Origin of the sequence: Micromonospora sp. WMMC415, from assembly GCF_009707425.1 — a bacterium.
Lineage (GTDB): Bacteria > Actinomycetota > Actinomycetes > Mycobacteriales > Micromonosporaceae > Micromonospora.
On the sequence record NZ_CP046104.1, the window covers coordinates 1,997,365 to 2,023,922 of the forward strand.

The 26,558-nt window shown below is 72.1% G+C and carries 28 protein-coding genes; 21 read left to right on the forward strand and 7 right to left on the reverse strand.

Annotated features, from left to right (window positions below; all coding sequences use genetic code 11):
• Positions 1-87: 87 nt before the first annotated feature.
• Entirely contained in the window at positions 88-984 is an 897-nt protein-coding gene (locus GKC29_RS09725) for an AAA family ATPase (RefSeq protein ID WP_155330510.1), read from the reverse strand.
• A gap of 242 nt (positions 985-1,226) precedes the next feature.
• Here GKC29_RS09725 and rpmE point away from each other — a divergent pair, with 242 nt between their 5' ends.
• Positions 1,227-1,451 (forward strand): 50S ribosomal protein L31, encoded by a 225-nt coding sequence (rpmE, locus tag GKC29_RS09730; protein WP_155330511.1) that lies wholly within the window; start codon positions 1,227-1,229, stop codon positions 1,449-1,451.
• 151 nt (positions 1,452-1,602) lie between these two features.
• Positions 1,603-2,691, forward strand: a complete 1,089-nt coding sequence (gene prfA, locus GKC29_RS09735) for a peptide chain release factor 1 (protein WP_155330512.1) — start codon at positions 1,603-1,605, stop codon at positions 2,689-2,691.
• A gap of 99 nt (positions 2,692-2,790) precedes the next feature.
• Here the strand turns inward: prfA and GKC29_RS09740 are convergent, their stop codons facing one another.
• Positions 2,791-4,341 (reverse strand): diguanylate cyclase, encoded by a 1,551-nt coding sequence (locus GKC29_RS09740; RefSeq protein ID WP_155330513.1) that lies wholly within the window; start codon positions 4,339-4,341, stop codon positions 2,791-2,793.
• A 73-nt stretch (positions 4,342-4,414) separates the two neighbouring features.
• Here GKC29_RS09740 and prmC point away from each other — a divergent pair, with 73 nt between their 5' ends.
• The 4 genes from prmC to GKC29_RS09760 all read left to right on the forward strand — a co-directional run bounded on the left by prmC (position 4,415) and on the right by GKC29_RS09760 (position 8,823).
• Entirely contained in the window at positions 4,415-5,362 is a 948-nt protein-coding gene (gene prmC, locus GKC29_RS09745; protein WP_155330514.1) for a peptide chain release factor N(5)-glutamine methyltransferase, read from the forward strand.
• A complete protein-coding gene (locus tag GKC29_RS09750) occupies positions 5,362-6,006 on the forward strand; it encodes an L-threonylcarbamoyladenylate synthase (RefSeq protein WP_155334058.1) in 645 nt (214 codons plus the stop codon). Before prmC ends, GKC29_RS09750 begins: the two co-directional genes overlap by 1 nt.
• Positions 6,007-6,618: a phosphotyrosine protein phosphatase gene (locus GKC29_RS09755; protein ID WP_155330515.1), complete on the forward strand. Its 612-nt coding sequence runs from the start codon at positions 6,007-6,009 to the stop codon at positions 6,616-6,618.
• Positions 6,619-6,711: 93 nt separating this feature from the next.
• Positions 6,712-8,823, forward strand: a complete 2,112-nt coding sequence (locus tag GKC29_RS09760; RefSeq protein WP_155330516.1) for a transglycosylase domain-containing protein — start codon at positions 6,712-6,714, stop codon at positions 8,821-8,823.
• A gap of 10 nt (positions 8,824-8,833) precedes the next feature.
• On the opposite strand, the gene GKC29_RS09765 is transcribed toward GKC29_RS09760, so the two are convergent.
• Positions 8,834-10,309, reverse strand: coding sequence for an SDR family oxidoreductase (locus tag GKC29_RS09765; RefSeq protein WP_155330517.1), 1,476 nt, complete (start codon positions 10,307-10,309; stop codon positions 8,834-8,836).
• Positions 10,310-10,344: 35 nt separating this feature from the next.
• Here GKC29_RS09765 and glyA point away from each other — a divergent pair, with 35 nt between their 5' ends.
• From glyA to GKC29_RS09830, 13 genes are all read left to right on the forward strand, one after another.
• The gene (gene glyA, locus GKC29_RS09770) at positions 10,345-11,637 is read left to right on the forward strand and encodes a serine hydroxymethyltransferase (RefSeq protein WP_305070154.1); all 1,293 of its coding nucleotides are present in this window, start codon (positions 10,345-10,347) and stop codon (positions 11,635-11,637) included.
• Positions 11,630-12,064, forward strand: a complete 435-nt coding sequence (locus GKC29_RS09775) for a hypothetical protein (protein ID WP_370463326.1) — start codon at positions 11,630-11,632, stop codon at positions 12,062-12,064. The genes glyA and GKC29_RS09775 overlap by 8 nt, the downstream gene beginning before the upstream one ends.
• Before the next feature lie 178 nt (positions 12,065-12,242).
• Positions 12,243-12,479 carry an AtpZ/AtpI family protein gene (locus GKC29_RS09780; protein ID WP_155330518.1) on the forward strand — a complete coding sequence of 79 codons (237 nt, stop codon included), beginning with the start codon at positions 12,243-12,245 and terminating at the stop codon, positions 12,477-12,479.
• 11 nt (positions 12,480-12,490) lie between these two features.
• A complete protein-coding gene (gene atpB, locus GKC29_RS09785; RefSeq protein ID WP_155330519.1) occupies positions 12,491-13,288 on the forward strand; it encodes a F0F1 ATP synthase subunit A in 798 nt (265 codons plus the stop codon).
• Between the two features lie 69 nt (positions 13,289-13,357).
• A complete protein-coding gene (locus GKC29_RS09790) occupies positions 13,358-13,600 on the forward strand; it encodes an ATP synthase F0 subunit C (RefSeq protein ID WP_155330520.1) in 243 nt (80 codons plus the stop codon).
• 30 nt (positions 13,601-13,630) lie between these two features.
• Positions 13,631-14,170 (forward strand): F0F1 ATP synthase subunit B, encoded by a 540-nt coding sequence (locus tag GKC29_RS09795; RefSeq protein WP_155330521.1) that lies wholly within the window; start codon positions 13,631-13,633, stop codon positions 14,168-14,170.
• A complete protein-coding gene (locus GKC29_RS09800; RefSeq protein ID WP_155330522.1) occupies positions 14,170-14,991 on the forward strand; it encodes a F0F1 ATP synthase subunit delta in 822 nt (273 codons plus the stop codon). Before GKC29_RS09795 ends, GKC29_RS09800 begins: the two co-directional genes overlap by 1 nt.
• 89 nt (positions 14,992-15,080) lie before the next feature.
• Positions 15,081-16,733: a F0F1 ATP synthase subunit alpha gene (atpA, locus tag GKC29_RS09805; RefSeq protein WP_155330523.1), complete on the forward strand. Its 1,653-nt coding sequence runs from the start codon at positions 15,081-15,083 to the stop codon at positions 16,731-16,733.
• Between the two features lie 2 nt (positions 16,734-16,735).
• Positions 16,736-17,665 (forward strand): F0F1 ATP synthase subunit gamma, encoded by a 930-nt coding sequence (locus GKC29_RS09810; protein WP_155330524.1) that lies wholly within the window; start codon positions 16,736-16,738, stop codon positions 17,663-17,665.
• Positions 17,665-19,104, forward strand: coding sequence for a F0F1 ATP synthase subunit beta (gene atpD, locus GKC29_RS09815; protein WP_155330525.1), 1,440 nt, complete (start codon positions 17,665-17,667; stop codon positions 19,102-19,104). Before GKC29_RS09810 ends, atpD begins: the two co-directional genes overlap by 1 nt.
• Before the next feature lie 241 nt (positions 19,105-19,345).
• A complete protein-coding gene (locus GKC29_RS09820) occupies positions 19,346-20,488 on the forward strand; it encodes an LCP family protein (RefSeq protein ID WP_155330526.1) in 1,143 nt (380 codons plus the stop codon).
• Between the two features lie 87 nt (positions 20,489-20,575).
• Positions 20,576-20,860 (forward strand): F0F1 ATP synthase subunit epsilon, encoded by a 285-nt coding sequence (locus GKC29_RS09825; protein ID WP_155330527.1) that lies wholly within the window; start codon positions 20,576-20,578, stop codon positions 20,858-20,860.
• A gap of 13 nt (positions 20,861-20,873) precedes the next feature.
• Entirely contained in the window at positions 20,874-21,329 is a 456-nt protein-coding gene (locus GKC29_RS09830; RefSeq protein ID WP_155330528.1) for a DUF2550 domain-containing protein, read from the forward strand.
• 9 nt (positions 21,330-21,338) lie between these two features.
• On the opposite strand, the gene GKC29_RS09835 is transcribed toward GKC29_RS09830, so the two are convergent.
• Positions 21,339-21,707, reverse strand: a complete 369-nt coding sequence (locus GKC29_RS09835) for a VOC family protein (protein WP_230688976.1) — start codon at positions 21,705-21,707, stop codon at positions 21,339-21,341.
• Between the two features lie 47 nt (positions 21,708-21,754).
• The gene (locus GKC29_RS09840; RefSeq protein ID WP_155330530.1) at positions 21,755-22,327 is read right to left on the reverse strand and encodes a cob(I)yrinic acid a,c-diamide adenosyltransferase; all 573 of its coding nucleotides are present in this window, start codon (positions 22,325-22,327) and stop codon (positions 21,755-21,757) included.
• On the opposite strand from GKC29_RS09840, the gene murA reads away from it, so the two are divergent.
• Both murA and GKC29_RS09850 read left to right on the forward strand, forming a co-directional pair.
• On the forward strand, positions 22,326-23,753 hold the full coding sequence (gene murA / locus GKC29_RS09845; protein ID WP_155330531.1) for a UDP-N-acetylglucosamine 1-carboxyvinyltransferase: 1,428 nt from the start codon (positions 22,326-22,328) through the stop codon (positions 23,751-23,753). The two genes, GKC29_RS09840 and murA, sit on opposite strands and share 2 nt — an antisense overlap.
• A 94-nt stretch (positions 23,754-23,847) precedes the next feature.
• A complete protein-coding gene (locus GKC29_RS09850; RefSeq protein WP_155330532.1) occupies positions 23,848-24,696 on the forward strand; it encodes a 3-hydroxyacyl-CoA dehydrogenase family protein in 849 nt (282 codons plus the stop codon).
• A gap of 90 nt (positions 24,697-24,786) precedes the next feature.
• Here the strand turns inward: GKC29_RS09850 and GKC29_RS09855 are convergent, their stop codons facing one another.
• Both GKC29_RS09855 and GKC29_RS09860 read right to left on the reverse strand, forming a co-directional pair.
• Entirely contained in the window at positions 24,787-25,632 is an 846-nt protein-coding gene (locus tag GKC29_RS09855; RefSeq protein ID WP_155330533.1) for an ABC transporter permease, read from the reverse strand.
• Entirely contained in the window at positions 25,629-26,477 is an 849-nt protein-coding gene (locus GKC29_RS09860) for an ABC transporter ATP-binding protein (RefSeq protein ID WP_155330534.1), read from the reverse strand. The genes GKC29_RS09855 and GKC29_RS09860 overlap by 4 nt, the downstream gene beginning before the upstream one ends.
• Positions 26,478-26,558: the final 81 nt, after the last annotated feature.

Genomic DNA, 26,558 nt, shown 5'->3' on the forward strand with positions numbered 1-26,558 from the left:
CCGCACCGAACCCGGTGCGGGCCCTCAGGTGTTAACAGGGGACCCTTGCTCTACCGGAGGCGTTAATAGGGGGCCCTTCCTTACCCCTCAGAAGTCGCCGTCGGCGACTTGGAAGACGGTCAGGCCCAGCTCACGCCACATCCGCACCACCTGCATCCGGTCGTCGAAGACGCCGACGACGCGGTACCGGTCCTTGACCTCGCGCTCGTAGATCTCCCGCTTGACGATCGAGTCCTTCCGCGAGTCGCCGACCGCCCGCAGGTGCAGCGCCAGGTAGGGGACCTCGACGTGCCGGTCCAGCCACGCCTCCGTGGTGGCGCGGGCCGACGCGTCCCGGCCCGAGCAGAAGATGACGCCGTATCCGGCGGCGTGCATCGCCCGGACCGCCGAGATCACCGCCGGGTTCGGCTCGTCCTCGCCGACCCGGGTCATGTCGTACGGACTGCGGGAGACGTTCAACGCGACGGTCCCGTCGATGTCGACCAGGACGATCTCGGGCGGCTCGTCGGACGGAGGGTGCACCTGTGCCGGCCGCCCCGCCCGTGCCGTGGGCACCGGTAACGGCAGCGGTCGCCCTTCCAGGTAGCGCTCGTGCAGGCGGAGGATCGCCGCCTCGCCGACGCGGTCGGCCTCCGGCCGGGTGGCGTCGCGACGCAGGCACTCCTCCAGCGGCACGTCGGTGAAGTCGTGCACCTCGAACTCCGCGCCGTACCGGGCGGCCAGGTCGGCCCAGTCCCGCAGGGTCCGCGACCGAAGGTTGGTGTCGTCCACGCAGACGTCCGCCCCGGAGCGCAGCAGCGCCTCCACCTGGGCCCGCTGCACGAGCGTCACCTGCCACTCGGCCCGCTGGGTGAACAACCGCTCGCCGTGCAGCATCCGGCGCAGGTCGTCCCGGTTCACCCGGACCACGGACGGTTGCAGTTTCCGGGCGAACGTGGTCTTGCCGGAGGCGGGGAGCCCCCGGGTGGCGATCAGGCGGGCCATCAGTCACTCCGTGTCGTCCGTCGGGGTCGGCCGTGTCCCGGTGAATGCCCGGCCCCGGGCCGGGAATGCGGGAGGACGGGCGTACGTTGTCGATGCCGGACCCGTTGTGCGGCCCGATTGCCGGGTCGGCGTACGCCCATGGCACACTGGTCAATCGGCCACCGGTACCGGTTCACGCCCTGCACCGTCGGAGCACGTGACGGGGGCGACCCGGCGACCACCGACGAGAGGACCGAGGCGACATGAAGTCCAACATCCACCCGGAGTACGTGACCACCGACGTCACCTGCTCCTGCGGCAACACTTTCACCACCCGTAGCACCGCCAAGGGCGGCACCATCCACGTCGAGACGTGCAGCGCCTGCCACCCGTTCTACACGGGCAAGCAGCGCGTCCTGGACACCGCCGGCCGGGTGGCGAAGTTCCAGCAGAAGTACGCCAAGGTTCAGGCCAAGAAGGGCAAGTAACCTTCCGTTCGGCGCCCGCGTCCGGTTTCCCGCCGGACGCGGGCGCCGTCCGTATTCCGACCCCCCGGGGCGCCGCCGCCCGCCCGGGGCCGCCACCCGCCCGCTATCGGGGCATCAACCGTCCAGCGCCGTCGTCGAAGGAGCATCGCCCATGAGCAGCGAGCGTCTGGCCGCCCTCCTCGACGAGTACGCCGAGCTGGAGAAGCGGCTGGCCGACCCGGCCATCCACGCCGACCAGAACACGGCCCGCCGGGTCGGCCGCCGGTACGCGGAGCTGGTGCCGCTGCACAAGGCCGCCGCCGAGCTGGAGCAGGCCCGGGCGGACCTGACGGCGGCGAAGGAGCTGGCCGCTGAGGACGCGGCCTTCGCCGCCGAGGCGGAGGCCATCGCGGCGACGCTGCCGGCGCTGGAGGAGCGGCTCGCCGAGCTGCTCATCCCGCGTGACCCGCACGACGCCAAGGACGTGATCGTCGAGATCAAGGCGGGGGAGGGCGGTGAGGAGTCCGCCCTCTTCGCGGGCGACCTGCTGCGGATGTACACCCGGTACGCGGAGCGCCGCGGCTGGCTCGTCGAGGTGATCGACGCGCAGGACTCGGACCTGGGCGGGGTCAAGGACGTCTCGCTGGCCATCAAGACCAAGGGCGTGCCGGAGGGCGGCAACGGCGTGTGGTCCCGGCTCAAGTGGGAGGGTGGCGTGCACCGCGTGCAGCGCGTGCCGGTCACCGAGTCGCAGGGCCGCATCCACACCAGCGCGGCCGGCGTGCTGGTGCTGCCGGAGGCCGAGGACGTCGACGTCACGATCGACCCGAACGACCTGCGGATCGACGTGTTCCGCTCGTCGGGCCCCGGCGGCCAGTCGGTGAACACCACGGACTCGGCGGTGCGGATCACCCACCTGCCGACCGGCATCGTGGTCTCCTGCCAGAACGAGAAGTCCCAGCTGCAGAACCGTGAGCAGGCGATGCGGATCCTGCGCGCCCGGCTGCTGGCGGCGGCCCAGGAGCAGGCCGACGCGGCCGCCTCGGACGCCCGCAAGGCGCAGGTGCGGACGGTGGACCGCTCCGAGCGGATCCGCACGTACAACTTCCCGCAGAACCGGATCACCGATCACCGGATCGGCTACACCGCGTACAACCTGGACCTGGCGCTCGCCGGGGACCTCGACGGCGTGCTGGACGCGCTCGCCGAGGCCGACCGGGCCGCCCGTCTCGCGGGCGACGCCGAGCTGTCCCGCCGCTGACCGCCGCGGGGCTCGCGGGGCGATCAGCGGCGCGCGGGCTCGCGGGGCGCGCGCGGGGCGATCAGCGGCGCGCGGGCTCGCGGGGCGCGCGCGGGGCGGTCAGGACGCGCGGGGGCGGCTCTTCGCGATCAGCATCGCCCGGTCGGCGGCCTCGAAGGCGGCGCCGAGGGCGTCGTGCGGGCCCGGCCCGGTGGCGTTCACCTCGGCGAAGCCGATGCTGACCCCGACCGGCGTGCCGGGGACCAGCGACTCCCAGTCCTCCGCCCGGACGGCGCTCTCGATGCGGCGGGCCACGTCGGCCGCCTCGGCCATGCCCGCGCCGGACAGCACCACGACGAACTCGTCCCCGCCGTAGCGGGCCACGAAGTCGCCCCGGCGCATCACCCGGTTGACCACCCCGGCGACGCGTTGCAGGACCAGGTCGCCGGAGTGGTGCCCGTGCCGGGTGTTAACCGCCTTGAAGCCGTCCAGGTCGCACACGCCGATCACCACCCGCTCGCCCCGGGCGACCACGGCGGCGATGTACCGCTCCAACCGGCGCCGGTTCGGCAGGCCGGTCAGCGGGTCGGACAGCGCCTCGCCCTCGAAGCGGGCCGCCTCGCGGCGCAGGTCCTCGTGGTCGATACGGGCAGCGATGCCGTCGATGTAGACGTCCCGGAGGCGGTCGTTGCGTTGCGCGGCGAGCCGGAAGGCCAGCCGGTCGGCCCGGTGCGCGGCCGCGTGGTCGCCGGCGCGGCCGAAGGCGATGCTGCGCAGCCGGGCCGGCTCGGCCGCGCCCAGCGTCTCCGTGGAGACCTGGACGCCGTCCAGCCGGGTGACCGCCTCGATCGGGCGTCCCACGGCGATGGCCAGGCACACCTGCCCGAGCTGGCGCATGTCCCGGGCCCGGGAACTGTCACCGCCGTGGCCGAGCAGCCGGGCGGGGGCCGCGTCCGTCTCGACCTCCAGCCGGTCGCCCAGGGATGCCCGGCGTGCGGCCGCGTAGCCGTACGCGGCGAGGCTGCTCGGGCGCAGCCGGCCGGCCCGTCCCGCCCGCAGGAAGCGCTCCAGGTCACCGGCCACGTCCCGGAGCACCCGCAGGCAGCCGTCGCTGTCGCCGTGGTGGTCCAGCGCGACGGCGTTGCGCAGCCGGATGCCGGGGGCGGCGAACGTCTCCTCCGGGATGCCGGCGGCGAGCCCGAGCTGGCGCGCGCGCTCGATCGCGCCGAGGGCGTACCCGTGGAAACTCAGGTAGGAGTAGGCCATCGCCAGGTCGTGCCAGCCCCACGCGGTGTCCCGGTCCGGGTCCTCCACGGCACCCAGTGCGCGGGCGGCCCGCACCAGGTGGGTGACGCAGCGGTCCAGCGCGCCCTGGTGGTGGGCGGCGAGCGCGGCGAGCGCGTTCAGGTGCCCGTGCAGGTACGGCTCCGCGAGATCGCGGACGGCGGTGGTGGCCGCCTCGATGGCCCTCGTGTACTCGGCCGTGCGGCCCAGGTTGAGCACCGCGGAGAGGCGCTGCACCAGCGCGTCGGCCCGGGCGTACGGGTCGGCGGTGGTGGCGAGCACCTGGTCGAGGACGGTGTACGCCTCGGCGGAACGGCTCGACTCCTGCAGCGCCCGTGCCCGAGTCAGGGCGTCAACCTGGTCGCCGACCCGGTCGAGCCAACCCACGCCTGACCTCCCGTCGGTGTGCGCCTGGCCGCACCAGCTCGTGGTGGGCTCCGCGACGCTTCATGATTATCTCGTGAGCACCCTGCCGCAACAGCCGTCCGAAGGGACGAACCGGGAGCGCCCCACCGTGGCGGTGGCGCGGGCGGCCCGCGTGCTCGCCGACGCCGGTGTCGAGGGTGCGCGCGCCGAGGCCGAGCTGCTGGCCGCGTACGTGCTGGGGGTGTCGCGGGGGCGGCTGGCGCTGGCCGACGGTTTCAGCCGGGCCCAGCGCGACCGGTTCGACGCGCTGGTGGCCCGGCGGGCCGACCGGGAGCCGTTGCAGCACCTCACCGGCACCGCCGGGTTCCGGCACCTGGAGCTGGCGGTGGGGCCGGGCGTCTTCGTGCCCCGGCCGGAGACGGAACTGCTCGCCGGTTGGGGCGTCGACCAGGCGCGACGGATCCCGGAGCCGCTGGTCGTGGACCTGTGCAGCGGGTCCGGCGCGATCGCCCTCGCGGTCGCGCAGGAGGTGCCGGCGGCGCGCGTGGTGGCGGTGGAGGGGGCATCGGGGGCGCTGTCCTGGCTGCGGCGCAACGCGGCGGACCGGGCCGCGGCGGGGGACCGGCCGATCGAGGTGGTGGCGGCCGACGTCACCGCGCCGGACCTCCTCGCCGACCTGGCGGGCCGGGTGGACGTGCTGCTCTGCAACCCGCCGTACGTGCCGGCGGACGTCGTCGTGCCGCCCGAGGTGGGTCGGCACGACCCGGCGAACGCCGTGTTCGGCGGCGGCGACGGCCTGGCGGTGATCCGGCCGGTGGTGGCCCGGGCGGCGGTGCTGCTGCGTCCGGGCGGCGTGCTCGGGATCGAGCACGACGACACGCACGGCGAGGCGGTGCCCCGGCTGCTCGCCGGGGCCGGCGGGTACGCCTCGATCGCCGATCACGCCGATCTCGCCGGCCGGCCCCGCTTCGCCACCGCGTCCCGGCGTGCGGACGGCCCGCACGCCGCCGCTGGCCCGGCGTGGCAGACTGCATCCTCGTGATGCTCTACGACTGCCGGTCGCCCGCCGACCGGGACCGCGGCATCGCTGCGGCCATCGAGGCGGTCAAGAACGGCGAGCTGGTCGTGCTGCCGACCGACACGGTCTACGGGATCGGCGCGGACGCGTTCACGCCGTACGCGGTCAAGGCCCTGCTCGACGCGAAGGGTGGCCGGCCGGCCCCGCCGCCGGTGCTGATCGGTTCCCGGCACACGCTGGACGGCCTGGTCTTCTCCCTGCCGCGGGCGGCCCGGGACCTGGTCGAGGCGTTCTGGCCGGGCCCGCTGACCATCGTGGTCGAGCACTCGCCCAGCCTCCGGTGGGACCTGGGGGAGACCTCGGGCACGGTCGCGGTGCGGATGCCCCTGCATCCGGTGGCGCTGGAGGTGCTCCGGGAGACCGGCCCGATGGCGGTCGCTTCGGCCAACAAGGCCGGCCTGGCCGCCGCGACGACGGCCGAGGCGGCACGGGACCAGCTCGCCTACTCGGTGCGTGCCTACCTGGAGGCCGGGCCCGCGGTCGACCCGGTGCCGAGCACGATCGTGGATCTTACCGGCGAGGTGCCCCAGTTGGTCCGCGCGGGCGCCATCGGGTTGGAGAAGCTACGCGACGTGGTGCCGGACATCGCCGAGAGCCGGGTGGCCTGAGTGCCTCCGTTCACCGTTCTGCACGTGTGCATGGGCAACATCTGCCGCTCGCCGATGGCGGAGCGGCTGTTGACCCTGGCCGTCCGGGAGCGGCTGGAGCGGCGCGGGGCGGACCCGGGCCGCGCGGACGACCTGCTGCACAGCCACAGCGCCGGCACCGGCGGCTGGCACGCCGGCGAGGAGATGAACCCGCCGGCCGCCCGGCAGGTCGCCGCCCGCGGCGGCAGCGCCGAGGGTTTCGCCGCGCGCAAGCTCCGCTCCGACCACATCGACGCCGCCGACCTCGTGCTCACCGCGACGGCCGACCAGCAGGAGTACGTGGTGGCGCTACGCCCGGACGCGGCGGCGCGCACCTTCGTGCTGGGCGAGTTCGGCCGCCTGCTCGCCGCGTCGGATCCGGCCGGCCTGCCGGCGGCCGACGTGACCCCGGACGCCGTGTACGCGCGGGGCGTGGCTCTGGTCGAGGCGGTCCACGCCGCCCGGGCGGGCGCCACCCCGCTGACCACCGACGACCTCGACGACCCGTGGGGTCGTGGCGACCAGTGCTTCAGCCGGGTCGCCGACGAGATCGAGGAGACCGTCCACCCGTTGGCGGCGGCGTTGCTCCCGTAACCCACCCGGGTTACCCGTCCGCCGAACGATGCGGACAAGAGGCACATTCAGGTCATTCTGTGTGGGTCCTGACGGCTCCTGCGGGGAGAGCTGATGACCCGGGCACACCTCGACAAGCTCCTGACCATCCTGCTGGCCGGCGTCCTGGCCGGCCTCGTGCTCGCGGCGGCGGCCCTACCGGCCGCGCTGGTGTTCGGAGTGGGGTTCTCGGCGCTCGCCGCGCCCTACTCGGAGCTGCCCAACACGCTGCGGACGCCGCCGAGCGCGCAGCGGTCCAACCTGTACGCCGCCGACGGCACCACCCTGATCACCTCCTTCTACCAGGAGGACCGGGTGGACGTGCCGCTGGCGGAGGTGGCCCCCGTCATGCGCCAGGCGATCATCGCCGCCGAGGACGTGCGCTTCCACGAGCACAGCGGGGTGGACCTGCGCGGCGTCGTCCGGGCATTCACCGTCAACCGGAGCGGCGGCACGACGCGGCAGGGCGCCTCGACCCTGACCATGCAGTACGTCCGTAACGTGCTCTCCAACGACCCGCGGTTGACCGAGCGCCAGCGCCGCGCGGCCACGGAGGTGAGCACCACCCGCAAGGTCCAGGAGATGCGGTACGCGCTCGCCCTGGAACGCGAGCTGAGCAAGGACGAGATCCTCGCCCGCTACCTCAACATCGCGTACTTCGGCGCCGGGGCGTACGGGGTGGCGGCGGCGAGCAAGCGCTACTTCTCCAAGTCGCCGGCCGAGCTGACGCTGGCCGAGTCGGCGCTGCTGGCCGGGCTGGTCCGTTCGCCGCACAGCGACGACCCGATCAACGGCGACGCGGACGCCGCGCTGCGGCGCCGGGGGTACGTGCTGGACCAGATGGTGGAGTCCGGCCAGGTCCCGGCCGCCCAGGCCGCCGCCGTGAAGGCCCAGCCGCTCGCCCTGCGAACCAGCGAGACGCCGAACGACTGCACGGCGGTGCCCGAGGCGCACAAGGACTGGGGCTACTTCTGCGACTGGTTCACGCGCTGGTGGAACTCGCAGGAGGCGTTCGGGTCGACGGTCGACGAGCGGCAGCTCGCCCTGCGGCGGGGCGGCTACTCGATCGTGGCGTCGTTCAACCCGGCGGTGCAGCGGACCGCGATGGAGCAGGTGCGGCGGATCTACGCGACGGACGACCGGTACGCCATGCCGACCGCGGTGGTCCAGCCCGGCACCGGGCGGGTGCTGGCCATGGCGGTGAACCGGAACTACAGCGTGGAGGCCAACCCGCGCGGGTGGAAGAACCACCCGAACACGGTCAACCAGCTGGTTGCCGGCGGCGGGGCGATCCAGGGCTACCAGGCCGGCAGCACCTTCAAGCTGTTCACCGTGCTGGCCGCGCTGGAGTCGGGCCTGCCGCTGGACACCGAGTTCGACGCACCCGAGCGGATCCTCACCGACTACCCGGCGAGCGGCCCGGGGAGCTGCGACGGGTACTGGTGCCCGCGTAACGCCAACTCGTCCATGGACGGCCGGCACACCATGTGGAGCGCGTTCGGCCGGTCGGTCAACACGTACTTCGCCTGGCTCACCGAACGGGTCGGCGCCGACCGGGTGGTGGAGATGGCCGAGCGGCTCGGCATCGTGTTCCGGGCCGAGGACGACGCCCGGCTGGCCCGGCACGGGGCCCGCGAGTGGGGGCCGTTCACCCTCGGCGTCTCGGCGACCACGCCGCTGGACCTGGCGAACGCGTACGCCACGGTGGCGGCCGAGGGGAGCTGGTGCGCGCCGCTGCCGGTGGTGTCGATCACCGACGCCGCCGGGCGTCCGGTCGCCGCCGCCCAGCCGGACTGCCGCCAGGTGGTGGACCGGGACGTGGCCCGGGCGGCGGCGGACGCGGCGCGCTGCCCGGTCGGCGACCGGTCGATGTACGGGGGCTGTGACGGCGGCACCGCGGAGGGCCTGCGGGAGAAGGTGGGCCGCCCGGTCGCCGGGAAGACCGGCAGCTCGGAGGGGTACGGCACGGAGACCGTCGTCGCCGTCACCCCGCAGCTGGCGGTGGCCGCCATCGCCACAAACCCGGACGACCCGCGGGACGCGGTCGGCAAGACGGTGCAGGCGCGGATGGTGGACGCGGTGGCGGAGCTGATGTCGTTCGCCCTGCGCGGGCAGCCGGTGCGCGACTTCGTCCCACCGAGCGAGGTGACCGCCCACGAGATCACCGGCGCCCGGACCGGCGACTAGCGGGCCCGGGTCACCGGAGGGCGGGGTCGGCGGTCTCGGCGCCCTTGGCGATGTTGCGGGCCATCCCACCGAAGACCACCGCGTGGAACGGCGCCACCGCGCCCCAGTACGCGTGACCGGACAGGCCGCGCGGCAGGAACACCGCCCGCTGGTGGTACCGGCTCCGGCCGTCGCCGGCCGGTATCGCCCGCATCTCCAGCCAGGCGCGGCCGGGCAGCCGCATCTCGGCGCGCAGCCGCAGCAGTTCGCCGGGGACGATCTCCTCCACCCGCCAGAAGTCCAGCGCCTCGCCGACCTGGAGGCGGTGCGGGTCGCGCCGGCCCCGGCGCAGGCCCACCCCGCCGATCAGCCGGTCCAGCCAGCCGCGCACCGACCAGGCCAGCGGGAACGAGTACCAGCCGTGCTCGCCGCCGACGCCCTCGATCACCTGCCACAGCCGCTCCGGCGGAGCATCGACCGTCCGCTCCCGGACGTCGGTGTAGGCGGTGCCGCCGGACCACTTCGGGTCGGTGGGCAGCGGTTCGGCCGGCGCGTCCGGCCCGCTCGCGGTGGACCAGCGGGTCTCGACCTGCGCGTCGCGCACCTTCGCCAGCGCCAGGGCGACCGCCTGGTCGAAGCCGGTCAGCCCTTCCGGCGGGTCGGGCACGTAGGCCGCGATGTCCTGCTCGCGCGCCACCGCCTCGTGGATCAGGCTCTCCACCAGCGGCCGGGCGATGGAGCTGGGCACCGGGGTGACCCAGCCGACCCAGTACGAGGAGAGCGACGGGCTCAGCGCGCGCACCGGCAGGATGATCCGCCGGCGCAGCCCGGCCACCCGGGCGTACCGCTGCATCATGTCATGGAAGGTCAGCACGTCGGGCCCGCCGATGTCGAAGGCCCGGTTCACCTCCGGCGGCAGGGTCGCGCAGCCGACCAGGTAACGCAGCACGTCCCGGACGGCGATCGGTTGGATCTGGTTGCGCACCCAGCGCGGCGCGACCATGCCCGGCAGCCGCTCGGTCAGGTAGCGCAGCATCTCGAACGAGGCCGATCCGGACCCGATGATCACCGCGGCCCGCAGCACCACCGTCGGCACCCCGCTCGCCAGCAGGATCCGCCCCACCTCGGCCCGCGAGCGCAGGTGGGGGGAGGAGACGCCCGCCTCCGCCGTCGGCTCCGGCCCGCCCAGGTAGACGATCCGGTGTACGCCCGCGGCGCGCGCCGCCTCGGCGAAGTGCGTGGCCGCCTCCCGGTCGGCGGCCTCGAACCCGGACTGGCCGAGCGAGTGCACCAGGTAGTACGCGACGTCGACGCCGTCGAACGCGGCGGCCAGCGTGTCCGGCCTGCGCAGGTCGCCCTCGGCGATCTCGGCCTGGGACGCCCACGGTACGTCCCGCAGCCGTCCGGCCTTGCGGGCCAGGCAGCGTACGGTGTGCCCCTCTTCCAGCAGGCGGGGCGCCAGCCGCCCGCCGATGTACCCCGTCGCTCCGGTCACCAGGCATCGCACGGCCTCCAGTCTGCGGCCCAATAGACTCTGGCGCTGTGGACATCGAGAGGACGCCGACCTTCTGGGGGCCGGACTTCGACCAGCTGCGGGCGACCGACCCGGAGATCGCCGACGTCGTGCTCGGCGAGCTGGCCCGGCTGCGCGGCGGCCTCCAGCTGATCGCCAGCGAGAACCTGACCTCCCCGGCCGTGCTCGCGGCGCTCGGTTCGACGCTGACCAACAAGTACGCCGAGGGCTACCCCGGCCGCCGCTACTACGGCGGCTGCGCGGAGGTGGACCGCGCCGAGGAGATCGCGATCGCCCGGGCGAAGGAGCTGTTCGGCGCCGAGCACGCCAACCTCCAGCCGCACTCCGGCGCGAGCGCCAACCTGGCCGCGTACGCCGCGCTGGTCCAGCCGGGGGACACCGTGCTCGCCATGGACCTGCCGCACGGCGGTCACCTCACCCACGGCAGCCGGGTGAACTTCTCCGGCAAGTGGTTCGCCGCGGTCGGCTACACCGTCCACCGGGACACCGAGCTGATCGACTACGACGAGGTGCGCGACCTGGCGCTCGCCCACCGACCCAAGATGATCATCTGCGGGGCGACGGCGTATCCCCGGCTGATCGACTTCGCGCGCTTCCGCGAGATCGCCGACGAGGTCGACGCGTACCTGATGGTGGACGCCGCCCACTTCATCGGCCTGGTGGCCGGCGGGGCCATCCCGTCGCCGGTGCCGTACGCCGACGTCGTCTGCCTCACCACCCACAAGGTGCTGCGCGGCCCGCGCGGCGGCATGATCCTCTGCCGGGAGCCGCTGGCCCAGCGGATCGACAAGGCCGTCTTCCCGTTCACCCAGGGCGGCCCGCTGATGCACGCCGTCGCGGCGAAGGCGGTCGCGCTGCGCGAGGCCGCCCAGCCGGCGTTCCGGGCGTACGCCGCCCAGGTGGTCCGCAACGCCCAGGCGCTCGCGGCCGGTCTCGCCGACGAGGGGATGCGTCCGGTCTCCGGCGGTACCGACACCCACCTCGCCCTGCTCGACCTGCGCGAGGTCGGCGTGACCGGCGCCCAGGCCGAGGCCCGCTGCGACGCCGCCGGCATCACGCTCAACAAGAACGCCATCCCGTACGACCCGCAGAAGCCGATGACCGCCTCCGGGATCCGGGTCGGCACGCCGAGCGTCACCACCCAGGGCATGGGCGAGCCGGAGATGCGGCGGGTGGCCGACCTGATCGCGCGCGCGGTGCGCACCGATCCGGAGGCCCCGGGCGGCGGCGACGCGCTGCGCCGGGTGGCGGCCGAGGTGACTGAGCTGGTCGGGGCCTTCCCGGCGTACCCCCGTGGCTGAGCGCGGGGTGCGCGAGCCGGTGGCGCGGACGGGCGGCGACCGGCGGTGGCGCCTGCGGCACCTGCCGCTGCTGCTCGCGGCGACCGGCCTGCTCGCGGCGGCGGCCGCGGTGGTCGGCGCGCTGACCGGCGGCCCCGACGCGGCTCTCGGCGCCGCGCTCGGGGTGGGTGTGACCGCCGCCAGCTACACCCTCACCACCGTCGTGCTGGCCTGGGCCGACAGCGTCAACCCGCAACTCGTGCTGCCGTTCGGCCTCGGCCTGTACGCGGCCAAGTTCACCCTGCTCGGCGTGGTGATGGTCGGCGTGGCCTCGACCGGTTGGGCCGGGCTGGTCCCGCTCTGCCTCGGCATCGCCGCCGGCGTGGTGGTCTGGACCGGCGTGCACATCTGGTGGCTGACGACCGTCCACGCTCGCCGGTCACGCTAGGTCGCCGTCCCACACCTCGGACGCCGGCAAAATGTGTCCGGCATGGGTCATTTCCTGGCTGGCCGAACGGGAGTAGCGTGCCCACAGACGACGCTGCCCGCCGGACGCCCACACAACGACGGTTGTGCGGGGGGTGAGGCACAGCCTCGTCTTCCCGGCTGATATCGTTCGCCCCGTCATGGCTGGTGACCAAACCCCCCGACCCAGCGGCGGCCCGGACGATGTTCCGTCCGGTGCCGGCCAGGGTTGGACCGCGCTCTCCTACCTGATCGCGGGCATGCTCGTGTGGGGGGTCATCGGCTGGCTGGTCGACCGGTGGCTCGGCACCGGTGGCGTCGCCACCGGGATCGGCGTCGTGCTCGGCATGGCCGGGGGGATCATCCTGGTCGTCCGCAAGCTCGGCACGCCTAAATAGGAAGGGACGCGGTGTTCGGACAGGCGAACGTCCTGGCACAGGGCGAGGCGGTATTCCCTCCCAGCGTGGAGGACTTCTACCTGCCCAGCATCCTGCCGTGGGGTGCGGAGAACTCCTACTGGTTCACCAAGATCACGGCGATGGTGTGGCTCGCCGTCGGCGTCCTGATCATCTTCTTCCTGGCCAGCTACCGGAACCCGCAGCTGGTGCCGACGAAGAAGCAGTGGTACGCCGAGTCGATCTACGGCTTCGTGCGGAACAACATCGCGGTCGACATGATCGGGCACGCGGGGGTGCGGTTCGCGCCGTACTTCACCACGCTCTTCTGCTTCATCCTGCTGACCAACTTCTTCGCGATCGTTCCGTTCCTGCAGATCTCACCGAACTCGCACATCGCCTTCCCGGCGTTCCTCGCCGTGATCAGCTACGTGATGTTCATCTGGGTCGGCATCCGCCACCACGGCGCCGGGAAGTTCTTCAAGAATTCACTGATCCCGCCGGCGCCCTGGTACATCCTGCCGCTGCTGATCCCGATCGAGTTCTTCTCGACCTTCCTCGTCCGGCCGTTCTCGCTGGCCGTCCGTCTCTTCGCGAACATGTTCGCCGGCCACATGCTCCTGCTGGTCTTCACGCTCGGCGGCTTCGCGATGCTGAACGCCAATGTCTGGCTGGCGCCGGTCTCGGTGCTGTCCTGGGCGATGACCGTCGCGCTCACCTTCCTCGAGTTCCTGGTGATCGTCCTGCAGGCCTACGTCTTCACGGTCCTGACCGCGAGCTACGTCCAGGGCGCGCTCGCCGAGGAACACTGATCCACCCAGCACCAACCCGTTGTCGTCCCGCGTGACCGTCACGCGTGATAACCAGGAGGAACCACACCAATGGACGCTAGCGTTCTCGCCGCGGTAGAGGGCAGCACCGCCGCCATCGGCTACGGCCTCGCCGCCATCGGCCCCGGCATCGGCGTCGGCCTGGTCTTCGCCGCCTACATCCAGTCGACCGCCCGCCAGCCGGAGTCGTCCCGGATGACCCTGCCGTACGTCTGGATCGGCTTCGCCGTCATCGAGGCGCTCGCGCTGCTGGGTATCGCGTTCGGCTTCATCTGGCAGGGCCCGATCCAGTAATTTCGCCCCCCTCTGACCGGGAGGTCTTCCATGTTCTACCTCGCCGCTGAGGGTGGTGAGTCCGCCCACAACCCGATCATTCCGATCTGGCAGGAGATCGTTGTCGGTGGCATCGCCTTCATCCTGCTCGCCGTCGTGCTGATGAAGTTCGTCTTCCCCCGCATGGAGCAGACGTTCCAGGCGCGGGTCGACGCGATCGAGGGTGGCATCAAGCGCGCCGAGGCCGCGCAGGCCGAGGCGAACCAGCTGCTCGAGCAGTACCGGGCGCAGCTCGCCGAGGCGCGTACCGACGCCGCCAAGATCCGGGACGACGCCCGGGCCGACGCGGAGGGCATCCGCCAGGACATCCTCGCCAAGGCGCGGGAGGAGTCCGACCGGATCATCGCCGCCGGCAAGGAGCAGCTCGCCGCCGAGCGCGCCACCATCGTGCGCGAGCTGCGCACCGAGGTCGGCACCCTCGCGGTGGACCTGGCCAGCAAGATCGTCGGTGAGTCGCTCGCCGACGAGGCGCGTCGCAAGGGCACCGTCGACCGGTTCCTGAGCGGTCTCGAGAGCGCGGGGGCCCGCTGATGCAGGCCGCCAGCCGGGAGTCGTACAAGGTCGCGGCCGAGCGCCTCGACGCGTACGTCCGTGGCGCGGAGCCGTCGGCGGTGGCCTCCACCGCCGACGAGCTCCTCTCCGTCGCCGACCTGCTGCGGCGGGAGCCGCGGCTGCGCCGGGCGCTCTCCGACCCGGCCCGCTCCGGTGCGGACCGCGCCGGTCTGCTCACCGGGATCCTGGGCGGCAAGGTCGGCGCGGGTGCGCTCGACCTGCTGACCGCGCTGGTCTCCGGTCGCTGGTCGGCCCCGTCGGAGCTCCTCGACGGCACCGAGCGGCTCGGTGTCGAGGCCCTGCTGGCCGCCGCCGACAAGGCGGGGGACCTGGGCGAGGTCGAGGACGAGCTGTTCCGCTTCGGTCAGGTCGTCGCCGGCCAGTCGGCGCTCTCCAACGCGCTCTCCGACCCGATCGCCCCGGTCGCCCAGCGCGCCGAGCTGGCCCGCGAGCTGCTGGCCGGCAAGGCCCGTCCGGTCACCGTCCGCCTCGTCGAGGTGGCCCTCGGCGGGTTCGGGGGGCGCTCGTTCGTCGGCGCGCTCACCCGGCTGGTCGAGCTGGCCGCCGACCGGCGGGATCGGCAGGTCGCGTACGTGACCGTCGCGGCCCCGCTGAGTGACGAGGAGGAGCGACGCCTCGGCGCCCGCCTCTCCGAGATGTACGGTCGAGAGGTTTCCGTCAAGCAGACGGTGGACCCGGAGGTGCTCGGTGGGGTGAGCGTGCGGGTCGGCTCCGACCTGTACGACGGCACCGTCCTGCGCCGCCTCAACGAGACCCGCAACGCGCTCGCGAAGCGCTGAGCGGCCCCGCCGCGCAGCGCCCTGACTAGACGCCATTCGGACCGGTCGGTACTAGGTATCCCGGGCCCTGAAACTTAAGGAAGCAGAGGATGGCCGAGCTGACCATCTCGACGGAGGAGATCCGCGGCGCCCTGGAGCGCTACGTCTCCTCCTACACGGCCGGCGTCTCCCGCGAGGAGGTCGGCACCGTCGCTGACGCCGGCGACGGCATCGCCCACGTCGAGGGCCTTCCCTCGACCATGACCAACGAGCTCCTGGAGTTCGAGGACGGCACCCTCGGTGTGGCGCTGAACCTCGACGTCCGGGAGATCGGTGTCGTCGTCCTCGGTGACTTCGCCGGGATCGAGGAGGGCCAGCGCGTCAAGCGCACCGAGCGGGTGCTCTCGGTGCCGGTCGGCGACGCCTTCCTCGGCCGCGTGGTCAACGCGCTCGGCCAGCCGATCGACGGTCTCGGCGACATCCCGAACGAGGGCTACCGCGAGCTGGAGCTCCAGGCCCCGAACGTGATGGCCCGCCAGTCCGTCTTCGAGCCGATGCAGACCGGCATCAAGGCCGTCGACGCGATGACCCCGGTCGGCCGGGGCCAGCGGCAGCTGATCATCGGTGACCGGAAGACCGGCAAGACCACGGTCGCCCTGGACACCATCCTCAACCAGCGCGACAACTGGCGCTCCGGCGACCCGACGAAGCAGGTCCGCTGCATCTACGTCGCCGTGGGTCAGAAGGCCTCCACGATCGCCTCGATCAAGGGCATCCTGGAGGAGGCGGGTGCGATGGAGTACACCACCATCGTCGCCTCGCCGGCCTCCGACCCGGCCGGCTTCAAGTACCTCGCCCCGTACACCGGCTCGTCCATCGGGCAGCACTGGATGTACGGCGGCAAGCACGTCCTGATCGTCTTCGACGACCTGAGCAAGCAGGCCGAGGCGTACCGGGCCGTGTCGCTGCTGCTGCGCCGCCCGCCGGGCCGTGAGGCGTACCCGGGTGACGTCTTCTACCTGCACTCCCGCCTGCTGGAGCGCTGCGCGAAGCTCTCGGACGAGATGGGCGGCGGCTCGATGACCGGTCTGCCGATCATCGAGACCAAGGCGAACGACATCTCGGCGTTCATCCCGACCAACGTCATCTCCATCACCGACGGCCAGATCTTCCTCGAGACCGACCTGTTCAACCAGGGCGTCCGGCCGGCCATCAACGTCGGCACCTCGGTCTCCCGGGTTGGTGGCGCCGCGCAGGTGAAGCCGATGAAGAAGGTCGCCGGTTCGCTGCGGCTGAACCTGGCCCAGTACCGCGAGCTGGAGGCGTTCGCCGCCTTCGCCTCCGACCTGGACAAGGCCTCCCGGGCCCAGCTGGAGCGCGGTTCCCGCCTGGTCGAGCTGCTCAAGCAGCCGAACTACTCGCCGTACCCGGTGCAGGAGCAGGTCGTCTCGGTCTGGGCCGGCACCGAGGGCAAGCTGGACGACATCCCGGTCGGCGAGATCCGGCGTTTCGAGTCCGAGTTCCTCCAGTACCTGCGCCACAAGCACGAGGGCGTCCTGGCGGCGATCGCGGACAACAAGTGGGACGACGAGATCGTCGGGTCGCTCGACTCGGCGATCACCGAGTTCAAGAAGCTCTTCCTCGGCAAGGAGGAGGAGCGGCGGATCAACGAGCCCGCGGCCCAGCCGCTGGAGGGCGAGGAGAGCCGCGAGACGGTGACCCGGTTCCGCGAGAGCACGACCGACCGCCCGGCTGAGAGCTGACGATGGCCGCCCAGGTGCGCGTCCTTCGCCAGCGGATCCGCTCGGCGAAGGGGATGAAGAAGATCACCAAGGCGATGGAGCTCGTCGCGACGAGCCGTATCGCCAAGGCCCAGGCCCGGGTGGAGGCGTCGCTGCCGTACGCCCAGGCCATCACCGGGGTGCTCACGGCGCTGGCGTCCAACGCGCGGATCGACCACCCGTTGCTCACGCCGCGTCCCCAGGTCCGGCGGGCCGGTGTCCTGCTGATCACCAGCGACCGGGGCCTGGCCGGTGGGTACAGCTCCAACGCGATCAGGACCGCCGAGTCGCTGGTCGCCCGGCTCAAGGCCGACGGCAAGGAGCCGGTGCTCTACGTCATCGGGCGCAAGGGCGTGTCGTTCTACCGGTTCCGTAACCGGGAGATCGCGGCGAGCTGGACGGGCTTCTCGGAGCAGCCGACGTTCGCCGACGCCCGCGAGGTGGGCGAGACCCTGATCAAGGCGTTCTCGGCCGGCGCGGACGACGTGGACGGCAGTGCGGGGGCGGACGGCGTGCTCGGTGTCGACGAGCTGCACATCGTCTTCACCGAGTTCAAGTCCCTGATGACCCAGAACCCGGTCGCGAAGATCATCGGGCCGATGCAGGTGGAGGACCGGCCGCGGTCCGAGGGCCTGCTCCCGGCGTACGAGTTCGAGCCGGAGGCGGATGCGCTGCTCGACGCGCTGCTGCCGAAGTACATCAACACGCGGATCTACGCGGCGTTGCTGGAGTCGGCGGCGAGCGAGTCGGCGGCGCGGCGGCGGGCGATGAAGAGCGCCACCGACAACGCCGAAGAGATGATCGAGAAGTACACGCGCGAGATGAACTCGGCCCGCCAGGCCGGGATCACCCAGGAGATCAGCGAGATCGTCGGCGGCGCGAACGCGCTGGCCGCGTCGGGAAGTGAAGTGTGATGACTGCCCCAGTAGAGACCAAGACGGCCACCGGTCGCGTGGTCCGGGTCATCGGCCCGGTCGTCGACGCCGAGTTCCCGCGCGACGCCATGCCGGAACTGTTCAACGCCCTGAACGTGGACGTGACCCTCTCCGGCGGCGAGAAGACGCTGACCCTCGAGGTCGCCCAGCACCTGGGTGACAACGTGGTCCGCGCCATCTCGATGCAGCCGACCGACGGTCTGGTCCGCGGCGCCGAGGTGCGCGACTCCGGCTCGCCGATCAAGGTGCCGGTGGGCGACGCGGTCAAGGGCCACGTGTTCAACGCGATCGGCGAGTGCCTCAACCTCACCGAGGGCGAGACGCTCAGCCCGGACGACCACTGGCAGATCCACCGCAAGGCCCCGGCCTTCGCGGACCTGGAGCCGAAGACCGAGATGCTGGAGACCGGCATCAAGGTCATCGACCTGCTCGCCCCGTACGTCAAGGGCGGCAAGATCGGCCTGTTCGGCGGTGCCGGCGTGGGCAAGACGGTGCTCATCCAGGAGATGATCACCCGTGTCGCCCGCAACTTCGGTGGTACCTCGGTCTTCGCCGGCGTGGGTGAGCGCACCCGCGAGGGCAACGACCTCATCGCCGAGATGACCGAGTCCGGCGTCATCGACAAGACCGCGCTGGTCTACGGCCAGATGGACGAGCCGCCGGGCACCCGGCTGCGGGTCGCCCTCTCCGCGCTGACCATGGCGGAGTACTTCCGCGACGTGCAGAAGCAGGAGGTGCTGCTCTTCATCGACAACATCTTCCGCTTCACCCAGGCCGGTTCCGAGGTGTCCACCCTGCTCGGCCGGATGCCGAGCGCCGTGGGTTACCAGCCGACCCTGGCCGACGAGATGGGCGAGCTCCAGGAGCGGATCACCTCCGTCCGGGGCCAGGCCATCACCTCGATGCAGGCGATCTACGTGCCCGCCGACGACTACACCGACCCGGCGCCGGCCACCACGTTCGCCCACCTCGACGCGACCACCAACCTGGAGCGGTCGATCTCCGACAAGGGCATCTACCCGGCCGTGGACCCGCTGGCGTCCTCGTCCCGGATCCTCGCCCCGGAGTTCGTCGGCCAGGAGCACTTCGCGGTGGCCACCGAGGTGAAGCGGATCCTGCAGCGCTACAAGGACCTGCAGGACATCATCGCCATCCTCGGCATCGAGGAGCTCTCCGAGGAGGACAAGCTGACCGTCGGCCGTGCCCGGCGGATCGAGCGGTTCCTGTCGCAGAACACCTACGCCGCCGAGCAGTTCACCGGCGTGCCGGGCTCGACGGTCCCGATCAAGGAGACCATCGAGGCGTTCAAGAAGATCAGCGAGGGCGAGTACGACCACTTCCCCGAGCAGGCCTTCTTCATGTGCGGCGGCCTGGAGGACCTGGAGCGCAAGGCCAAGGAGCTGATGGCGCAGGGCTGAGCCCGCTGCCGACCGTCGTCGGGCTCGCCCGTCGACGACATGAAAGGCCGTCCCGGTTAACGCCGGGGCGGCCTTTCGTTCATCTTCAGGACCTAGCATCGCCGCTGCCCGGTTCCACGCGGTCGGCAATCATCCGGCACGCGAGGTACCGTTCATGCGCGCGCTCCCCCGATTGCGCGCGGAACCGTGCAACCAACGGCTGCGTACGCCCGTCTCCTCATCGTGGGCGTGACGAACGGAGATGATCGTGGGTAAGGCCGGCAAGGGCGGTGGGAAGCCGTCCGTGTGGGCAGGCGTGCCGCGGTGGGCCCGGGTGTGCACCGTCTTCGGTGCCGTCCTCATGTTCCTCAGCGGCGCCGTCCTGGTGGGCACCGAGGCGCTGATGGCCCGCTACGAGGGCGCGGTGGGCAAGGCCGACCTCTTCGGCGACCAGGCCGCCGGCGCCAAGGAGCGCAAGAGCGACATCAAGGGCCCGCTCAACATCCTGCTCGTCGGCGTCGACCCCCGGAAGCCGGAGCAGCCGCCGTTGGCCGACTCGGTCATGGTGCTGCACGTGCCGGCCGGCCTCGACCGCGCGTACCTCTTCTCCCTGCCCCGGGACCTCTACGTCGACATCCCGGCGTTCAGCCAGGCCGGCTACAACGGCGGCCGGGAGAAGCTGAATGCGGCGATGTCGCACGGCAGCCGCAGGCAGGGGCAGAACCCGGACGCGGCGCAGGGCTTCCAGCTTCTGTCGAAGACCGTGGAGCAGGTGACCGGCATCGAGCGGTTCGACGCCGGTGCGATCATCAACTTCAGCGGCTTCATCCGCATCGTCGACGCGATGGGCGGCGTCACGATGAACATCGAGCGCGACGTGCGCTCCGAGCACCGTAGGCCGGACGGCACGCACCGGGAGCTGAGGCCGGGCGGCGGGGGCTACCTGGGACCGCAGGCCGAGTACAAGAAGGGCACCCAGCACCTCAAGGGCTGGCAGGCGCTGGACTACGTCCGGCAGCGCTACCCGAAGAACGGCGTGCCGGACGGCGACTACGGCCGGCAGCGCCACCAGCAGCAGTTCGTCAAGGCGATGGCGAGCCAGGCGTTCAGCGCCGACGTGGTGACCAACCCGATCAAGCTGGACAAGGTGCTCCGGGCGGCCGGCCAGTCCCTGGTCTTCAACGGCCGGGGGCACAGCGTCGTCGACTACGGCCTGGCGCTGAAGAACCTGCGCCCGAACAACATCCAGATGATCAAGCTGCCGGGCGGCGGCATCATGGAGAACGGGAAGTACCTGGGCGAGCGCTTCGAGCCCGCCGTACAGGACTTCTTCGCGTCGTTGAAGAACGAGCAGCTCGACGCCTTCCTGCTGGAGCACCCGGAATTCCAGAACAAGGCGAGCTGAGTGAGGCAGGTCTCGCCACCCGCGTTACGGGCGGGCCGGCGGCGCGATTAGACTTTCGGCACACCGCCGCCGCAGCAAGGAGACAGCGTGGCACAGCAGCTTCACGTCGAGCTCGTAGCCGTCGAGGAGAAGGTCTGGTCCGGCGAGGCCGAAATGGTCGTCGCGCGGACGACCGAGGGCGAGCTGGGTGTGCTGCCGGGGCACGCGCCGCTGCTCGGCCAGCTCGCCGAGCCCGGCCAGGTCCGCATCAAGCTGGCCGGCGGTGAGCAGGTCGCGTACGAGGTGGCCGGCGGCTTCCTGTCGGTGAGCGCCGAGGGCGTCACCGTCCTGGCCGAGAGCGCCACCCCGGTCTCCGCCGCGCACGGTCGCTGAGCCGACACCGGAGATGGAGATCGTCGAAGGGATCGGGATCGGCGTCGCCGTCCTCCTCGGCGCGCTCCTGATTCTCTTCGTCCGGCGGGCACTGGTCACCCGCAGCGGAGGCATCATCCGGCTCAGCGTCCGGACCTCCACCATGCTCGACGGCCGAGGCTGGGCTCCCGGCTTCGGCCGCTTCGTGGGTGACGAGCTCCGGTGGTACCGGATGTTCAGCTTCGCCCTCCGCCCGAAGCGGGTCCTCTCCCGGAAGGGTCTGGCGGTGGAGCGTCGCCGGCTGCCCGAGGGGCAGGAGCGCTTCGCGATGCCCGCCGACTGGGTCATCCTCCGCTGTACCAGTCATCACGCTCCGGTCGAGATCGCCATGGCGCGATCCACCGTCACCGGGTTCCTCTCCTGGCTCGAGGCCGCCCCTCCGGGGGCGGTCTCGCCGCGTCTGGCCTCCCAGGACTGGCCCGCCGCCTGAGGCACCCCCTCAGCCGATCGCCGCGACCAGCTCCACCTCGTACCCCTGACCGTCGCTGAGGTAGGCGGCGTAGGTTTCCGGGCCGCCGGCGTGGGGATGGCGATCGGGGAAGAGCAGCGACCAGCCGTGCGCCGGCGCCGCCGCGACCAGCCGGTCGACGGCGGCCGGCGGGCCGGCGTGGAAGGCGAGGTGGTTGAGGCCCGGGGCGAGCCGGTCGTGGACCCGGCCGGACAGCGCGGGCGATTCCTCCAGCACCAGGTAGGTGGGGCCGAGCCGCCAGGAGCGGCCGGCCGGCCACTCCTGGAACGGCTTCCAGCCCAGTTCCCCGAGGAGCCATCCCCAGCTGCGGACGGCGCCGGGCAGGTCGGGGACCCACACCTCGACGTGGTGCAGCGCGCCGGTGCGGGCGGGCGGCGGTCGCCCGGTCAGCGGTTACCGCCGGGCACCCATAGCACATCTCCCGCCGGATTTGCCGTTCTTGCCAGGATAAAGAGCAGATCGGAGAGCCGGTTGAGATACTTTGCCGGGAGGGGGCTGGTCCGATCAGGGTCGTGTGCGACCAGGGCCCAGGCCGCACGCTCGGCGCGTCGGGCGATCGTCCGCGCCACGTGCAGCAGCGCCGCGCCCGCGGTGCCGCCGGGGAGGATGAAGGAGTCGAGCTTGCTGAGGCGTGCGTTGTACTCGTCGCACCAGCCCTCGAGGCGCTCGACGTACTCCTCGGTGACCCGCAGCGGCGGGTACTTCGGATCCGGCTCGACCGGGGTGGCCAGGTCGGCGCCCACGTCGAACATGTCGTTCTGGATCGACCCCAGCACGTCGCGCAGTTCCTCGTCGAGCTGCCCGAGGGCGAGCGCGACGCCGATCGCCGCGTTGCACTCGTCGACGTCCGCGTACGCGGCGATCCGGGGATCTGTCTTCGGCACCTGCTCGTTGTTGCTCAACCTGGTCATGCCGGCGTCGCCGGCCTTGGTGTAGATGCGCGTGAGGTGGACGGCCATGACGCACAGCCTACGGATACCGGACCTGACCATCCCGGCCCGGCCGGAGCCCGCCTGGCCGGCCGGCGTCGGGCCCGGTGACCCGGCGGCCAACGCCGTCGACGTCATCCGGGTCCGCGGCGGCGCCCGCCTGGCCGGCACCGTGCACGTGGTCGGCGCGAAGAACTCGGCCCTGAAACTCATGGCCGCCGCCCTGCTCGCGCCGGGCCGCAGCGTGATCACGAACGTCCCGCGGATCACCGACATCGCCATCATGGGGGAGGTGCTGCGCCGGTTGGGCTGCGACGTCCGGTTCGACGCGGACGACCCGGTGGACCCGATGGTGGCGTACGGCGGTGTGGCCCGGTCCCGCTCGGTCACCATCGACGTGCCCGAGCTGCCCGGCGCCGAGGCCGACTACGACCTGGTCCGCCGGCTGCGCGCGTCGATCTGCGTGCTCGGTCCGCTGCTCGCCCGGCGCGGCTGCGTCCGGGTCGCGCACCCGGGCGGCGACGCGATCGGCTCACGCGGGCTGGACATGCACATCTCGGGGCTGACGAGGATGGGCGCCGACATCGCCGGCGAGCACGGATTCGTGATCGCCTCGGCCCCGCACGGCCTGCGCGGCGCCGAGATCGTGCTGGACTTCCCCAGCGTCGGCGCCACCGAGAACCTGGTGATGGCGGCGGTCCTCGCCGAGGGCACCACGGTCATCGACAACGCCGCCCGCGAGCCCGAGATCGTCGACATCTGCACGATGCTCAACCAGATGGGGGCGCTGATCGACGGCGCGGGCACGTCGACCCTGACGATCGTCGGGGTCCCCGGGCTGCGCCCGGTGCGACACGCCACGGTGGGGGACCGGATCGTCGCCGGCACGTGGGCCTTCGGCGCGGCGATGACCCGCGGGGACGTGACCGTGACCGGGGTGCCCCCGGCGTTCCTGGAGCTGGCCCTGGACAAGCTGGTGTCCGCGGGTGGGCTGGTGGAGACGCGGCAGGACGCCTTCCGGATGCGGATGGACGACCGGCCGCGCGCCGTCGACGTGGTGACGTTGCCGTACCCGGGATTCGCCACCGACCTGCTGCCGATGGCGATCGGGCTCGCCGCGGTCAGCGACGGCGCCTCCCTGATCACCGAGAACATCTTCGACGGCCGGTTCATGTTCGCCAACGAGATGATGCGGCTGGGGGCGGACATCAAGACCGACGGGCACCACGCCGTGGTCCGGGGCCGGAACAGCCTCTCCGGGGCGCCGGTGCACGCGACGGACATCCGGGCCGGGGCGGGCCTCATCATCGCGGGGCTCTGCGCCGACGGGGTCACCGAGGTTTCCCACGTGCACCACGTGGACCGGGGCTACCCCGACTTCGTGGCGGACCTGCGGGCGCTCGGCGTCGAGGTCGAGCGTGACACCGCGCCCGACGAGCCGGCCGTCACCATCTGACGGGTCGGGCTGCGCCGGGCACCGCCCTTAGCACTCGTTCAGGCCCGCCGACTAGGGTGCAGGCAGACACCCAATCAGGCGAGGGAGTGAGCAGATGGCGGGTCGACTCGCGGTCGTCGGGGCCGGGCTGATGGGCTCGGGCATCGCCCAGGTGGCGGCGCAGGCGGGCTGGCAGGTGACGCTGCGGGACCTGGACGACGCGGCCACGAAGCGCGGCGTGGACGGCATCCGGAAGTCGCTGGAGAAGTTCGCCGAGAAGGGGAAGATCCCGGCGTCCGACGTCGAGGTGACGCTCGGCCGGATCACCCCCACCACCGACCTGGAGGCGGTCGCCGACGCGGACATCGTCGTCGAGGCGGTCTTCGAGCGCCTGGAGATCAAGCACGAGGTCTTCCGCGCGCTGGACAAGATCTGCAAGGCGGACGCGGTGCTCGCCACCAACACCTCCGCCATCCCGGTCACCCAGATCGCCGCCGTCACCGAGCGCCCGGAGGCGGTCGTCGGCACCCACTTCTTCTCGCCGGTGCCGATGATGAAGCTCTGCGAGCTGGTCCGCGGCTACAAGACCAGCGACGAGACCCTCGCCACCGTGAAGGCGTTCGCCGAGGAGATCGGCAAGACCGTGGTGGTCGTGAACCGCGACATCGCCGGTTTCGTCACCACCCGGCTGATCGCCGCGCTGGTGGTGGAGGCGGTCAAGCTGGTCGAGTCCGGCGTGGTCTCGGCGGAGGACCTGGACACGGCCTGCCGGCTCGGCTTCGGTCACGCCATGGGCCCGCTGGCGACCACCGACCTGACCGGCGTGGACGTGCTGCTGCACGCCGCGAAGAACATCTACACCGACACCGCCGACGAGAAGTTCTTCCCGCCGGAGCTGCTCCAGCGCATGGTCACCGCCGGCGACCTGGGCCGCAAGACGGGCAAGGGCTTCTACTCGTACTGAGATGCAAGGAGGGGCCCCTTGTTGACAGCTTGTGTTAACAAGGGGCCCCTCCTCTACCGCAGACGTTAACAAGGGGCCCTTCCTTGCACGTCAGCCGTCGCGGTTGGTCGTCCAGCGGAAGGTGCCGAGGCAGAGCAGCAGGCCGATCACGCACCAGGCGCCCAGCACGAGGGCGACCCGGCCCAGCTCGAAGGAGCCGCCCGGCTCCTGGGCGCCGAAGGCGTCCGGCAGGAACACCGAGCGCAGCCCCTGGCACATCCACTTGAGCGGGAAGAGCGCCGCCACCTGCTGCATCCAGCTCGGCAGCTGGGTGAAGACGAAGAACACCCCGGAGATGAACTGGAGCACCAGGGCGACCGGGGTGACCACCGCCGAGCCGCTGCGCGAGCTGCGCGCCAGCGAGGAGATCGCGATGCCGCACAGCGTGCAGGCGGTGATCCCGAGCGCGGAGACCCAACCGAAGGTCAGCCACTTGGCTGCCGTGCCGGGCAGTTCCAGGTCGAACAGGGCGGCCGAGACGGCGAGCAGCAGCGCGGTCTCGGCGACGCCGACCACCACCACCAGGATCACCTTGCCGGCGAAGTAGACCCACTTCGGCATCGGCGTGCCCCGGTAACGCTTCAGCACCCCCCGGTCCCGCTCGATCGGGATCCAGATGCCGAGGTTCTGGAAGCTGACCGTCATCAGACCGGTCGCGATCATGCCGGTGACGAAGTACTGCGTGAAGCGCACGCCCGGCGCGATCTCGCCGTCGAAGATGGACGCGAAGATCATGATCATGATCACCGGGAAGCCCAGCGTGAAGACGACGGACTCCCGGCTGCGCAGGAACTGGGTGATCTCCAGCCGACCCTGTCGCAGGCCCAGGGCGACCGGGCCCGGCCGGCGCCGCGGTGTCGCGGTGGCCGGCGTGGCCGGCGTCATCGTGGTGCTCATCTGTGTCCGATCATCCTCAGGTAGACGTCCTCCAGCGTCGGCCGGGTCACCGTCAGGCCGGGCACCTCGCCGCCGAAGCGCGCGGCCAGCTCCGCCACCAGCGCCGTCGGCGTCGCGCTCGCCACGCTCTCCACGGCCCCCTCCGGCGTACGCCAGGAGACCGTGGCGAGAGCCTCGTGCCGGTCGCCCAGCCGCTCGGGTACGGCGACCTCGACCAGCCGCCCGCCGGCGATCACCCCGACGCGGTCGGCCAGGGCCTCCGCCTCGTCGAGGTAGTGCGTGGTCAGCACGATCGTCGTGCCGGCCGCCGCCAGGTCCCGGATCAGCTCCCAGAACTCGCGCCGCGCCTCCGGGTCGAAGCCGGTGGTCGGCTCGTCCAGGAAGAGCAGCTCGGGGCGGCCGACGATCCCGAGCGCCACGTCCAGGCGGCGCTTCTGGCCGCCGGAGAGGCTGTGCGTACGGGCCTTCGCCTTGTCGGCCAGCCCCACGCGGGCGATCACCTTGTCCGGGTCCTCGGCGTCGGCGTAGAAGCCGGCGAAGTGGCGCACCACCTCGGAGACGGTCAGCTCGTCGAACTCGCCGGTGCCCTGGAGCACGATCCCGACCCGGGAACGCCAGTCGGGGGCGGGGGCCGCCGGGTCGCTGCCGAGCACCGAGACCTCGCCGGCGTCGCGCTTGCGGTACCCCTCGAGGATCTCGACGGTGGTGGTCTTGCCGGCGCCGTTCGGGCCGAGCAGGGCGAACACCTCGCCCCGGCGGACGTCGAGGTCCACCCCCGCCACGGCGACGGTCTCCCGGTACGCCTTGCGCAGCCCCCGGACGGAGATCGCGAGCTCGTCATCCATGCCGTCAAGTGTGCGGCCTGGCCGCCGGCGGCGGCCGTCCGGGGTGTGGCGGTTGCGGCCATACCGGGCGCTTCCCGACCC